The 12,894-nt window shown below is 41.1% G+C and carries 8 protein-coding genes; 6 read left to right on the top strand and 2 right to left on the bottom strand.

Annotated elements, in window-relative coordinates:
* Positions 1–101: 101 nt before the first annotated feature.
* The 4 genes from EXM22_RS10095 to EXM22_RS10080 all read left to right on the top strand — a co-directional run bounded on the left by EXM22_RS10095 (position 102) and on the right by EXM22_RS10080 (position 9,784).
* On the top strand, positions 102–2,075 hold the full coding sequence (locus EXM22_RS10095; protein WP_149486402.1) for a HAMP domain-containing methyl-accepting chemotaxis protein: 1,974 nt from the start codon (positions 102–104) through the stop codon (positions 2,073–2,075).
* A gap of 47 nt (positions 2,076–2,122) precedes the next feature.
* Entirely contained in the window at positions 2,123–4,216 is a 2,094-nt protein-coding gene (locus tag EXM22_RS10090; RefSeq protein WP_149486401.1) for a transporter substrate-binding domain-containing protein, read from the top strand.
* An 81-nt stretch (positions 4,217–4,297) separates the two neighbouring features.
* A complete protein-coding gene (locus EXM22_RS10085) occupies positions 4,298–8,716 on the top strand; it encodes an ATP-binding protein (protein ID WP_168203446.1) in 4,419 nt (1,472 codons plus the stop codon).
* A 36-nt stretch (positions 8,717–8,752) separates the two neighbouring features.
* Complete coding sequence (locus EXM22_RS10080) at positions 8,753–9,784, top strand: response regulator (RefSeq protein WP_149486399.1); 1,032 nt, start codon at positions 8,753–8,755, stop codon at positions 9,782–9,784.
* A gap of 14 nt (positions 9,785–9,798) precedes the next feature.
* On the opposite strand, the gene EXM22_RS18520 is transcribed toward EXM22_RS10080, so the two are convergent.
* Positions 9,799–9,924: a hypothetical protein gene (locus EXM22_RS18520; RefSeq protein ID WP_281289871.1), complete on the bottom strand. Its 126-nt coding sequence runs from the start codon at positions 9,922–9,924 to the stop codon at positions 9,799–9,801.
* A 280-nt stretch (positions 9,925–10,204) separates the two neighbouring features.
* Here EXM22_RS18520 and EXM22_RS10075 point away from each other — a divergent pair, with 280 nt between their 5' ends.
* A complete protein-coding gene (locus EXM22_RS10075) occupies positions 10,205–11,068 on the top strand; it encodes a transketolase (protein ID WP_149486398.1) in 864 nt (287 codons plus the stop codon).
* A 79-nt stretch (positions 11,069–11,147) separates the two neighbouring features.
* On the opposite strand, the gene EXM22_RS10070 is transcribed toward EXM22_RS10075, so the two are convergent.
* Positions 11,148–12,446, bottom strand: a complete 1,299-nt coding sequence (locus EXM22_RS10070) for a GGDEF domain-containing protein (RefSeq protein WP_149486397.1) — start codon at positions 12,444–12,446, stop codon at positions 11,148–11,150.
* Positions 12,447–12,612: 166 nt separating this feature from the next.
* Between EXM22_RS10070 and EXM22_RS10065 the strand changes: the two genes are divergently transcribed.
* Complete coding sequence (locus EXM22_RS10065) at positions 12,613–12,861, top strand: RNA recognition motif domain-containing protein (RefSeq protein WP_149486396.1); 249 nt, start codon at positions 12,613–12,615, stop codon at positions 12,859–12,861.
* Positions 12,862–12,894 lie beyond the last annotated feature (33 nt).

The raw sequence follows: 12,894 nt of genomic DNA, 5'->3' as shown, positions 1-12,894 counted from the left end.
ATAAAGATGTTACTGTTACATCAAAATATGTAACTTAAAGAAAATATTGAAGAAAGAATATAATCGGGTCAGATTAAGAAGACCGTTTCCGGAGGATTTTTATGGTTCAGAAATTAAAAGTCAGAACAAAACTAATGACAAGTTTTGCACTTCTCGTTGTATTCACCATTATCGTGGGGATGATGGGAATACGGGGGATTTCTCAGATCAATTACCAAAATGTCATCAGCGAATTAGTAAATCTATGTCTGACAGACGCCCAGGATGCCCAGGCGGCAACTCTGAGATACACCCTCTATGGTGACAATTCTTACATGACTGAAGCTTTTGAAAAGACAAACTGTGTTTTAGAAAATGCGGAGCATGCTAAAGAACTGATGCTATCAGACGAAAATAAGTCTCATGTTCAAGACCTCATTCAGGGGATGACGGAATATAATAATCTGAATTTGGAGTTTTCACATATTCAGGGGCAAATCAATGGGATAGCCAAACAGAGGGCAAAAGCCGCTGTTTTGGTTTTTGAAAATATCAAAGAGCTGATCCAGATGGAGCTGGAAGTCTTAACTGAAAATTCCAGATCCGGTCTGGTTTCTGCAATTTATGTAGACAGGTTAATGCAGCTTGAGGAAATTCAGGATGCTACGAATCAGTTTAGAGTCAGTGGATATGAATATCTTGCAGCCCAAAATGATGATGAGCGTCCGATTCTTTCGAAGCATTGGAATGATGATATCCTTACAGCCGAGAATCTGCTGATATCTTCATTAGACGATTTTAACGATGAACAGGTCAGCAAATCACTCAATCTTATCCTTAATCAGGTCAAGGTGTACAAATCGACTGTCCTGCAATATCAAAACTTGGAAGCAGATAGGGCTGTCATACAGACTCAGCTAAGAGAAAAAGCGGCTGTAATCATGGACAGCGGTCGAAGCGTGACGAAAGTCGTCAATGATATTATACGTCATGTTTCATCTCAAAATAAACTTCTGGCAATTCTCCTCTCCATTGTCTCGGCTATAATCGGTATTATTATCGCCTTTGTATTGACAAAATCAATTACGACTCAGCTTGGAGGTGAACCCTATGAGATCGTGGATATCACTTCCCGTATTGCAAAGGGAGACCTGAAAATCGATTTTCCAGAAAAGAAATTGACAGGTGTTTATTCCGCCATGCAGGAAATGACGGCCCAGATTACAACCATTGTCAATGACATTGTCTCAGCTTCAAACCAGGTTACAAGCGGGAGTGAACAGATTTCATCGTCGGCACAGGAAATTTCTTCCGGGACTAGTGAACAGGCGTCCAATATGGAAGAGGTCTCTGCTTCTGTCGAACAGTTGAATTCTAATATTCAGCAGAATACGGAAAATGCCCAACAATCGAATGTTATGGCAAAAAAAGTTGCAGAAGACTCCCAGGAAGGCAGTGAAGCCGTTGCCGATACTGTTTCGGCCATGAAGGACATTGCAGAAAAAATTTCTGTCATTCAGGATATTGCCAGAAGCACGAATATGTTGGCTCTCAATGCCGCCATTGAAGCAGCCAGAGCCGGAGAGGCAGGACGGGGGTTTGCAGTGGTGGCCTCCGAGGTTAGAAAACTGGCAGAGTCAAGTGGAGCGGCTGCCAAGGATATTACGGAAATTACACAGAGCAGTGTTCATAGAGCCATTGCCGCCCAGGAGAAAATTGAACAGATTGTTCCCTCCATGAGAAAGACTGCAGAGCTTGTAGAAGAAATCACCATGGCCAGTCAGGAACAGAATAAAGGGGCTGAGCAGATCAATTCAGCCATCATTCAGTTGGATTCAGTCATTCAGCAGAACGCCACGGCTTCTGAGGAGCTGGCATCCATGTCCGAAGAGCTCCTGTCTCAAGCCTCTACTATGAAGGATACTATCGGCTTTTTCAAAGTCAAAAATAGTGATATGGCCCAGGTCAAATATCTTCAGCATGAATCAGAGCCTTTAAAGAAGGCTGGGTCGGAACAAAAAATACAAAGAGATTCGATTGAAATCAAATCTTTGGAGCTTGACCAGGATTATGAGTCAGATTTTGAAGAGTTTTAATATGATCTTCATTAAAAAATCTAATTGTCTATTTATGTAATTAAAATATGTATAAAAAATTTTTACCCGTACTGGTTCTTTTACTTTTTATTTGTCTCATCCCAGTTGAGTCCAGTTCATGGGATGAGTCTGGATCGGAATCGTCTTCGGAAGCTTCGGATCTTGATTCGTCCAGTCCTTGTTCCAACAATGACTCTTTGAAAATCTCAACAGCGACAATTCGAGTGGGGGGAGGCAAAAATTTTCCTCCCTATGAGTTTCTGGATCAAGATGGACGTCCATCGGGGTATCATGTTGATTTGACAACTGCAATTGCCAGGGTTATGAATCTGGATGTTGAAATCATATTAAACTCATGGCCGGAGACCTATCAGGGACTCCTCTCTGGTGATCTCGATCTGATTCAAGGGCTCTTTTTCTCAGATGATCGGGTTGAGACAATCTCATTTTCTCAGCCACATACCATGATCCACCACAGCGTCTTCCAGAAGAAGGATTCACCGAATCTTCTGCATTCCGGGAGACTGCCAGAGGGAATCTGTATTGTCGTTGAAAATAGTATTATGCATGAATACGCCGAAGATCAGGGTTATCGCTTTCTTATCACCACTCCATTATTGGATGAGGCATTGAAACTTCTGAATAAAGGAACTGGCGATTATGTTTTGGCTCCCACAGTTCCCGCCCTGTCTATCATCCATGAAAACGGCTATCGAAATGTTAAGAATTCAGGAATTCCACTCCTTTCTCAAGATTGTTATTATGGTTCACTCAGTGAAAATAAAGAACTTGTCCGGATATTTTCTGAGGGGTTGAATCGCCTTAAGGAGTCGGGTGAATACAGTGAAATTCGATCCAGATGGCTGGATGGATATGACTCTCCTATTTTGCGCTCTGATGTGGTGAGAATCATTTTATGGACTTTATTCCCCCTGAGTCTTCTATTTCTCATATGGTTTGCATGGTCCTTCAGTCTCAAAAAGAGTGTCGTTAAAAAAACAAAGGAATTGAGGGTTTTGACTAGGAATCTCAATGATAAGATTTCTGAGTTGGAGACGGCCAAGGAGCAGATCCATACAACCTTGCATTCGATTGGTGACGCCGTTATTTCCATTGACTCCTCGGGGACTATCAGTCAGATCAATCAAGCTGCCATTCATATTATGAAGATTGAATCTGAAGGAGTTGTGGGGAGCCGCTTTTCTGATCTCTTTCAAATCAAAGAAATTCATAGGGAAAAAAGAGACGTTCTGGATATTGATCTTCTGGAATGTACTTCCCTTCGAAGTATTCCAAGAGGATTGCTCCTATGTTTCAAGAATCATCTGGAAGTTGATATTTCGTGTACCCAATCACCCATTCAATTACCTTCGGGGGAGCTCATCGGATCCATCCTTGTCTTTCGTGATATGACAAATGAAATTCAGGTTCAAAGAAGATTTCACGAAATGAGTAGAATGGAAGAACTCGGGCGATTGGCAGGAGGAATTGCCCATGACTTCAATAATCAATTGACAGGTATCCTAGGATATGCCGACTTGATCTTGCTGAAGAATCCAGACTCTCATATTGAGAATTATGCAAAAGTCATTGTGAAAAATGCAAAAAAATCATCTGTCATGGTAAATAAACTACAGAGTTTTGCCCAGCAGGGTAAGGTCCTACATGATTCTATTGATATTCACTCTATGATCGATGAACTGATCACATCTTCAAATCTTTTGGAGTTAAGCAGCATTGAGTTTTGCAAAAATTTCATGGCAGAGAACTGTTTGGTCATGGGGGACTCTCACCAAATCTACAATGCACTGGTAAGTATACTGCAAAATGCAGTTGATGCGATCAATATGAAAAAGACCTCAGGACAGGTGACTATTGAAACCCGGAATATCGAGGGGACAGACACGCAGAGCAGACTGATCCGGATAAGCATTTCTGATGATGGGATCGGTATGAAAAAAGAAGTACAGGAGAAAATTCTAGAGCCATTTTTCACGACGAAACCAGAAATCTATGGCTTTGGAATGGGACTCCCTGCGGCTCATGGAATCATTAAGAATCATCAAGGAGAGATCCTGTTTCAATCGGAACATGGGAAGGGCACTACAGTTACTGTCACTTTACCTGTTAATGTCTTATGATAAATCTAAGAATAGGATTGTTATGCAAAGAATAAAAATATGAGAATTTCACCGAAAATACTAAGGTTGTCACCATTTTCAATGACTTCATCAAAATTTCGTATTGTTGTAAATGGAATCCTGATGGCCCTCCCTCTGATCATTGTTGTCTCTGTTCTGTTCATTTGGTTTTTTAACCTTCAATATACTCAGGAAAAACGCAAGATCCTCGTAAGAGAGGAAACCAATATCAGTGTTGTTCACAGGGTTGTTTTGAGAGATTTTAGACTGGTCTTAAAGGAGATTGTAACTCTCTCGGACTCAGATGACGTCCTAACTAGCCTCACAGCTGAAGACCCTGAATCGAGAGTCGCAGTGGAAAGACAGCTGATGGATCTTCTCATTTTTCAGGAATACTACAATCAGGCCCGGATTATAGATTCTCGGGGACAGGAAATCATTCGTGTTGACTATAATAATGGGCAACCACAAGTACGCCGTCCTGAAGACCTGCAAGATAAATCTAAAAGTACCTATTTTAAAAAATCGATCCAGCTCCAAGATGGTGAAATCCGTATTTCTCCCATGGATCTCAATGTGGAGTATGGAAAGATCGAAGAGCCGTATAATCCAGTTATCAGAATTGCGGCTCCCATATTTAATAAGCAAAACTTTTTACAGACAGACCCCGCAGGCATTGTTATTCTAAATTATTTTGGGAAGCGGATCTTTGATGAAATGGATTCTGTGTCACAACAAGGCCTTTCGAACATGCTCCTTATCGATCATTCCGGATATTTTGTGAAGGGCTTTCAAAGCGAAGATGAGTGGGGCTCCCTATTTCAGGAACGGTCACACAAAACGTTTCAAACTTTTTTTCCGGGAGTTTTTGAAAAATTTAGTGAAAAAGATTTCGGTTCTGTTGCACATGAAGATAGTCTCTTTATTTTTCATAAGTTGAATCTGGAAAAGGAAACAAAAGATATTCTGAGTTCCTTTGACCTCTCTAAGAATATAAGTGTCGACCGTCAGGGAGACCAACCGTATTTTCTTGTTTCCCATATAGAAAAAGAGGCGCTTGATCATATTCTTCTCAAGGAATTGAGGACATTTTCTATTACCCTGATCTTGCTCTGGTGTGGACTCAGCTTTCTTCTCGTTTTAATCTTTATTGTTATAAATCGCTATAGATCCAGGATTGCTACGGCTTTACATACGACAAGTCAGATGGCCCTCTTTCCCGAGTTTAACCCAGGTCCGGTGGTTCAGCTTGATTTTGAAGGGAAAATATCTCTTTCCAACTATGTTTTTACCCAAATCCTGGGATTTGATCCTCTGGGTTCTTTGTGGACTGACATCTCAGAAAGCTTTACAGTTCAGAAACCCAGGTTTCTGACTCCTGAGAGCCATGATGAAAATAGTATTCTCCAGGAAGAGTGGACCATCGGGAATGAGACATATCTTTTTACATATAAAAGAGATCCTACCGGGAGTCATGTCTATATTTATGGAATTAACATCACCGAACTGAATAAAATTTCCAGGGATCTCAAACAGAACGAAAGAAAATTCAGAGGAATTTTCAATCAGAGTTTTCAGTTCATGGTGCTTATGGATCCACATGGGACTGTGTTACAGGTAAATGAGACCTGTCTCAAAACGATACAAGATGAAAAGGATGTTTTGGGTTTACCGATGTGGACAACGTCCCTCTGGAATCAATCTGAAACGATTGCCGGTCGCATCAAAGAGGCCATAGAGGCATCTTCTGAAGGACACTTTATCCGTTTGAATTTGGAATATTCTGCACAGGGAGGAGAAACAAAGTACATCGATTTTTCTCTGAAACCGATAATGGATGAAGCCGATATGGTCTTGTATCTCATAGCGGAGTGGCGGGATATTTCAGACTTTATAAAAGTTGATGCTGAGGCAAAAAAACTGGCACTTGTAGCAGAAAAGACCTCTAGCGGAGTTGTTATTACCAATGCCAAAGGTCGGGTGGAGTGGATCAATCATGGATTTGAAATGATCACAGGGTATTGTCTGAGCGAAATGATCGGGAAGGTCCCGGGTAGAGTCCTCCAGGGAGAAGATACCGATGCTGAAACTGTTCTAAGGATACATAAGGCCCTGGAACATCAGAAACCCATTAAAGAAGAGATTATCAATTATTCTAAGGACAACCATCCCTATTGGCTGGAATTGTATATCGAGCCGGTTTTTGATGATCAGAATATTCTCCGAAAATACATAGCCATTGAAACAGATATTTCTCAAAGAAAAAATATTGAACTGGAATTGATTCATGCCAAGAAACTGGCAGAAGAGGCTTCTATCGCAAAAAGCGAATTCCTGGCAAATATGAGCCATGAAATCCGCACCCCCATGAATGCAATCATCGGTATGACACATTTGGCCCTACAAACAGAATTGACCCCCAGACAAAGTGATTATATTGAAAAAATCCAAAGTTCCTCAAAATCACTCTTGTGGATCATCAATGACATTCTGGATTTCTCAAAAATTGAAGCAGGAAAGTTAACAATTGAAAAAGTTCCCCTCTGTTTGTCTGATATCTTAGAGGATGTCATTGTTCTCAATTCATCGAAAATAGAAGAAAAAGGGCTGGAACTCATTATCGATATGGATATGGATATTCCTTCTAGACTCATAGGAGATCCTGTTAGAATTAATCAGATCCTCATCAATTTATTAAATAATGCTGTTAAATTTACCGAACAGGGTGAGATTGAAATCACGATACAAGTTGTCCAAAAGTATTCCGACTCTCTGATTTTGGAGTTTTCTGTATCGGATACAGGCATTGGCATGAGTGAAGATCAGATCAACAGACTGTTTCAGAAATTCAGTCAGGCCGATACCTCGACAACCCGGAAATATGGCGGCACCGGACTGGGTCTTTCCATCTGTAAGCAACTGGTAGAACTCATGGGGGGAGAGATTCAGGTCTCAAGCCAGCCTGGAAAGGGAGCTCGATTCTCCTTTACCCTGACCCTGGATTATCAAAATCAGGATCATGAGGATCTTTTACCCATGCTGCCTCTGGATTTGAGAGGCTTGAGGGTGCTTTTGATCGCAAAGAAAGCAAAAACCTCTGCAATTCTGGAAAAACAATTGAGGAATCTTTCATTCCAGGTCAAACATTGTTCCAGTTTTGAATGCTCAAAAAAGAGCCTGGAGCAGGCTATCCAGGACCAGAATCCTTTTGAGCTTTGTATTGTGGATTTTTCTTTCTTGTCAAAAGACTTTTGTTCATTGGCCAACATGCATGCATCTCATCCACCCCTCTTAGTCATGGCCACTCTCCCGGAAATGGAGGAAGCTGAAAATTTTGCATCACAGAGAGACATGACCGCTATCCTCCAGAAACCACTGACATCCTCACAGTTGTTCAATGGAATCATGAATGTCTTCGGGCATCTGGATTCCATTGATAAGAGAAGCCGGTCTAATGAATTCAACCCGGGTCTGGTCCCAAAATACCACCATTCATCGATACTTCTAGTAGAGGACAATACAATCAATCAGCAGGTAGCCAGTGAACTACTCAACTACACTGAAGTTAATCTCACAATTGCCAATGATGGTAAAGAGGCCTTCGATTTAGTCGTGGAAAATCATTTTGATCTTGTTCTTATGGACATTCAAATGCCGGTTATGGATGGACTCGAAGCTACGCAAATGATCCGGCAATTAGAGACCCCTCAAAAAGACATTCCTATTGTCGCCATGACCGCCCGAGCCATGACAGGGGACCGGGATGAATTTTTAAAAACCGGAATAAACGATTATATCTCAAAACCAATTGATCCAGATAAACTATACTCTATTTTAGCCAGATGGCTTCAGGCCGGTGAAAGTGAACCTGATCTTGTCCATAAAGTTAAAATGGATGATCCTCCCGGATTTCCGCAACTGATTACCGGGATTAATATTTCCATCGGTTTGAGTCATATAGCAGGAAATAAGTCTCTTTATATGAGTCTTTTAAAGGATTTTCTGCAGGGAAATAAGAATTTTTATCAGGAGGTCTCATCCTTACTGGATTCGGGGAATCTGACGGAAGCTCATCGATATGCTCATACACTACAGGGCGTATCCGGAAATATAGGCGCAGAAGAACTGCAGGAACTCAGTAAGAACCTGGTGGATGCCATAGTAGCCGAAAAAGATGAGGTCCTGGAGGTTCTGGAAAAGACGGATAAGTTACTCAGTGCAATCCTTTCAGACATTGAGAGTAAACTACCTGATTTTCCGGATCAGCAGGCTGAGATTCCCAATGTCAGCTCCATTGATAGCATAGAGCTTCAACAGGAGATTCAGGCTCTCATAACCCTGCTTGATGAGAAAGACATGGAAGCACTTGAAAAGTTCGAAAGTATAAAAAATCTGCTCTTACAGGTGAATGGTCCGGCGACAAAGGTTCTGGAGAGAAAGATGGAGTCTTTGGATTTTTACGGGGCCCTGGAAGCATTGAAAAAAATCTATGAGAATTAAAATCCTAAAATATGAGAGGTTAAAAAACATAAAAAGATGACAAAGCATACAATTCTGATCGTGGATGACACGCCATCAAATATCAAAATTCTTAATGATCTCTTAAAGGGTGAATATAGAATCATAATAGCCACAAGTGGAAGAGATGCTTTAGAGTCTATTGATAAAGAGAACCTTCCCGATCTTATTCTTCTGGATATTATGATGCCAGATATGGATGGGTACGAAGTTTTTAGGCAGCTCAAGAATTCGGAACACAGCAAGAATATTCCTGTCATCTTTATTACGACAAAAGATGGAACAGCGGATGAACAGATGGGCCTGGATCTGGGGGCCGCTGACTATATAACAAAACCATTTAATCCTCCCATTGTTGTTTCCCGTGTTAGGAATCAAATGAAGTTGCATCTCTATCAGGAACACCTGGAAGAACTTGTCTCAGAGCAAACCAGTCAGTTGAGAATCGGCTACATTGATACTGTGCATCGTCTGATGCTGGCTTCCGAGTTTAAAGATGAGGAAACCGGGGAGCATATCAAGCGAATAAGTTACTATACGAGAGAACTCTCCAGGGAACTGGGGATGGACAGCAACTTTTGTGATCTTATTTTTTACGCCTCTCCCATGCATGATATTGGAAAGGTGGCCATCCCCGATGCGATCCTTCTCAAGCCAGGTTCCTTTACCGAAGAAGAGTGGGCTGTTATGAAAACGCATGCCGCGATCGGAGCGGAAATACTCAGAGGTTCAGATTCACCCTATTTGGAAATGGCCGTTGATATTGCGGCCTCACACCATGAACGCTGGGATGGAAAAGGGTATCCCCAGGGGCTTTTGGGAGATGAGATTCCCCTTACAGCCAGAATCATGAATATTTCTGATCAATATGATGCACTGCGCAGTAAAAGACCCTATAAGCCTGCATTTGACCATGGGAAAACCGTTGAGATCATATGTAAAGGGGATGGTCGGACCACCCCCGATCATTTTGATCCTCAGATCCTCTCGGCCTTTAAAAGATCTCTGGATACTTTTGAGGATATATTCAATGAGTATTCAGATCACTAAAAGTTGATGACATACTAGGAGTACGAATCTGTCAGTCCGTTTCTGATAAACTCCATGATTCCCTTGATCAGGAAATCCTCTTCATCGGCAAGACTGATTCCAAACATGGTCTCAATCCCTGTGAAAAGATCGCCTTCCATTTCCGCTATTTCAATAAGAGCCTCTTCTAATAGAGCGTATCCCCCGTCTAGGACTGTGAGGATTCAGACTTCTCAGGGCTCAAAAAATCTTTACAAACCTCCAATGCCGATTTTCTGATGAAGCAGCAGTAAAACCCTTTCAGAATGTGTCCGCCGGGGAGTGTTCTTTACCAGCCATCATAATCACTTTATCAATTGTTCCTTGACGGATGAAGATTTCAGGGACACCATTAATATTGTCGGTGATGCCTTTTTGAAAATCAGAAGAAAGGAGAAACAGATGCCTTTAGAAAGAGAAGAATTTCTGATGCTTGAGCAGAAAGCCCGGGACTTGAGGAAATTGATTATCAAAACCGTTGTCTGGGCTGGAAGCAGTCATATCGGCGGATCTCTGTCCGCCATTGATCTGCTGACCATCCTTTACTATAAATATATGAATATTGATGTCTCCATACCGGATTGGGAAGACCGGGATCGTTTCATTTTGAGCAAGGGGCATATTGGTGTCGGTTTTGCTCCTGTCCTGGCGGATAAGGGTTACTTTCCTCTTCATTGGCTGGAAACTTTTAATCATACACATAGTCAGTTGGGTATGTATCTGGACAAGAATAAAGTTCCAGGATTGGACGCTTCTACAGGATCTCTGGGCCATGGACTTCCCCTTGCTTTTGGGTTGGCCTTATCGGCCTGGCTGAGAGAACAGAACTTCAGGACCTATTGCCTACTTGGGGATGGAGAAAGCAATGAAGGTTCTAACTGGGAAGCGGCTATGGCTATCTCCCATTACAATCTATCCAATGTCATTCCCATTATTGACAGGAACCACAGTATGCTGGACGGCTGTACAGAAGAAGCCATGGGAATTGAACCACTGGCTGATAAATGGAGCGCTTTCGGTTTTCATGTCATTGATGTTGAGGATGGAAATGACATGTACCAGTTAGCCACAGCTATTGAAGCTGCCCATGCTGCGGATATACCTTCTGTCATTATTATGCAGACCAAGAAGGGTTGTGGTGTGGCTCATATGACAGATGACAACCTTTTTGCGGGGTTTGACAGTGAAAAACAGACCCAATGTCTGAAGGATATCGACGAGTACCATGATGCACGGATGAGGAGGAAGATGGAACTCATTGTTTGATTGACAACGGTCTCGAGGCGGTCAAACGAAGGGGTGTGGAGATGTCATCGTGTTGATAGAGTTTCAAGTCTTCTCAAACCTATTCTGAATAAATCTTGTAATTATTTTTCCCCGAGTTTTTGACTTCATACATTGCAGAATCGGCCATAGATATCAATCTATCAACAGTTTCAATCTTATCCGGGTTTGATATGGAAATGCCGATACTCGCGCCAATTTTGATTTTTAAAGCATCAATTTCATAAGAGTCTGAAAGAGACTTATGGATCTTCTCTGCGATCAAACAGGCGTGGCTGTTCTTCTCAATTTGCGATATGAGTACGACGAATTCATCCCCGCCTATCCTGAAAACAGTATCTGATGTTCTTACCGTATCCAGTAATCTTAAACTAATCATTTTGAGTATTTGATCGCCTGTTGCATGTCCATAGGTATCATTGACGGGTTTAAAGCCGTCTATATCTATATAAAGGAGTGCAAAGGTAAATCTGTATCGTGAAGATTTACTCAAAGTCTCGGCCGTACTTTCCCAGAGTGCTTTTCTATTTGCCAGGTTTGTTAGTGGATCAATTAATGATGAGTCTGTAAGTTCTTGGACGAGTCTGTAGGTCAGTTTCAAAATAGTCAGGTATGACACAACAATTACAACCAGGATAATTAAAAGAGAGTGAATCAGGATGCTGATGATTCTATTGATAATTTCAGATTTTAAATACTGCTGGTTCAATTTCGCATAGACATAGCATCCATTCTCTCCGATGGGTAGAGTCACAGAATAGTTTCTGATTGAATCGTTTCGTTCGGGAAAATCCTGTATCCTTGTCGTTTGAAATAGTTCTGATTTTCCTCTTGTGAAATTTCCTATTCTAAAGGCTGCTGTATCATATCCTATGAGTTCCGAATTTGAAAGGATTTCACTTCTAAGGATAAGATAGTATCCGTCTTCATCAAAATAAAATTTATCATATTCAGGTATATGTTTCGGGATCGGTTCGTTCTCATATTTGGCAATGATATTGTCTTGTAAATCTTTTCTATAGGCATAGATCAAATTTGCATATACGGAGGCACCATCTACATATTTAGATTGGGAAAATTCTTTTACCTCGTCTAATGTAATTTCCATTTTGTGCCATTTGTAAAGTTCATTTCTGATCATGGAACGGCTGGAAATGGCATGGATGTTTTCCCGGGACATGCTGCATTTGTAGTTGAATTGTGCCGTAGCTATCTCAAGGTCGTGATGAAAATCGGTAATAACCCTAGATTCTACCTGTTGAACAGAAAAGAACGTAATGCTTCCTACGGCGACTAATATAATGGAGAGGACGAAAATAATTACTTGTATAATAAATATTTGTTTAATATTGTAATTCAAAAGACCCTGCTAAAAGTTTATTTATCCTGTAATAATAATCGATTCATACAGTTTAGCCTAGGTATAAAAGATGGAGATACGACTGAAAAAGACTGGGACAAATGTGGAGCTTAAATTTTTAATTCCAACATATCATATATCAGTAAAATCTGTTAGATTGGTTGATATGAATATACAGATAACAGATCTTTCTAGACAGGCGAATGAAGCTGAACTTACAGGGCTCTTTACGCCCTTTGGAACAGTCACATCCACGACGATTATCATGGATAAGGTAACAGGAAAATCAAAGGGCTTTGGATTTGTCGAGATGCCCAATGAAGATGAGGCTCTTCTAGCCATCAAGAAATTAAACAAGTCGCTTATTCATGGAAAAGCCATGAAAGTCAAAATAGGGAAAAACAAGGAGTCATAACTCCGGAAATTCGAAGCAAGAGATCCTTCCCGA

Source organism: Oceanispirochaeta crateris, assembly GCF_008329965.1.
GTDB lineage: Bacteria > Spirochaetota > Spirochaetia > DSM-2461 > DSM-2461 > Oceanispirochaeta > Oceanispirochaeta crateris.
This window is presented reverse-complemented; position numbering and strand designations above follow the sequence as displayed.

Bases quoted from the DNA above. Each gene is read 5' to 3' on its own strand.
- EXM22_RS10095 (WP_149486402.1), top strand. From the start codon at position 102: ATGGTTCAGAAATTAAAAGTCAGAACAAAACTAATGACAAGTTTTGCA.
- EXM22_RS10090 (WP_149486401.1), top strand. From the start codon at position 2,123: ATGTATAAAAAATTTTTACCCGTACTGGTTCTTTTACTTTTTATTTGT.
- EXM22_RS10085 (WP_168203446.1), top strand. From the start codon at position 4,298: ATGACTTCATCAAAATTTCGTATTGTTGTAAATGGAATCCTGATGGCC.
- EXM22_RS10080 (WP_149486399.1), top strand. From the start codon at position 8,753: ATGACAAAGCATACAATTCTGATCGTGGATGACACGCCATCAAATATC.
- EXM22_RS18520 (WP_281289871.1), bottom strand. From the start codon at position 9,924: ATGGAAGGCGATCTTTTCACAGGGATTGAGACCATGTTTGGAATCAGT.
- EXM22_RS10075 (WP_149486398.1), top strand. From the start codon at position 10,205: ATGCCTTTAGAAAGAGAAGAATTTCTGATGCTTGAGCAGAAAGCCCGG.
- EXM22_RS10065 (WP_149486396.1), top strand. From the start codon at position 12,613: ATGAATATACAGATAACAGATCTTTCTAGACAGGCGAATGAAGCTGAA.